General features: G+C 72.8%; 1 protein-coding gene. It reads right to left on the reverse strand.

Annotated features, from left to right (window positions below; all coding sequences use genetic code 11):
- Nucleotides 1–817 (reverse strand): acetylglutamate kinase (argB, locus tag E0D90_RS25855; protein WP_227870524.1); only part of this gene is annotated, 817 nt, incomplete at its 3' end.
- Nucleotides 818–865 lie beyond the last annotated feature (48 nt).

The raw sequence follows: 865 nt of genomic DNA on the forward strand, positions 1-865 counted from the left end.
TCCACACGGTGGCGTCCTGGTCGCCGGCGCGCAGGTCGGCGGTGATGCGCACCTCGCGGTAACGCATGTCGACCAGGCACCCCTCCATCTTCGGGACCATGCCGCTGGCCAGCGACGGCAGCAGCTTCTCCAGTTCGGTGGCGGTCAGCCGGCTGATCACGTCGTCGCTGTGCGGCCAGTCCTCGTAGAGTCCCTCGACGTCGGTGAGCACCATCAGGGTCTCCGCGCCGAGGGCGGCGGCCAGCGCGGCGGCGGCGGTGTCCGCGTTGACGTTGTAGATGTGGTCGTCGTCGGCGGAGCGCGCGATGGAGGACACCACGGGGATGCGGCCGTCGGCCAGCAGTGCCTCGATCGCCCCGGTGTCGGTCTCGGTGATCTCGCCGACCCGGCCGATGTCGACCAGCTCGCCCTCGATCCGCGGCCGGTGCCGGGTCGCGCTGAGGGTGTGCGCGTCCTCCCCGGTCAGGCCGACGGCCAGCGGCCCGTGCCGGTTGAGCAGTCCGACCAGCTCCCGCTGGACCTGCCCGGCCAGCACCATGCGGACCACGTCCATCGCCTCGGGCGTGGTGACCCGCAGCCCGGCGCGGAACTCGCTGACCAGCCCGTGCCGGTCGAGCTGCTTGCTGATCTGCGGCCCTCCCCCGTGGACCACGACCGGGCGGAGCCCCGCCTGCCGCAGGAAGACGACGTCCTGGGCGAAGGCGGCCTTCAGCTCGTCGTCGACCATGGCGTTGCCGCCGAACTTGATGACGACGGTCCTGCCGTTGTGCCGGGTGAGCCAGGGCAGCGCCTCGATGAGGGTCTGCGCCTTGGGCAACGCGGTGTGCCGGCGGGTCGGGGACGGGGCGGCGGCGGACGCGGGGGC

The sequence above is a fragment of the Streptomyces otsuchiensis genome (assembly GCF_004305975.1).
Taxonomy (GTDB): domain Bacteria; phylum Actinomycetota; class Actinomycetes; order Streptomycetales; family Streptomycetaceae; genus Streptomyces; species Streptomyces otsuchiensis.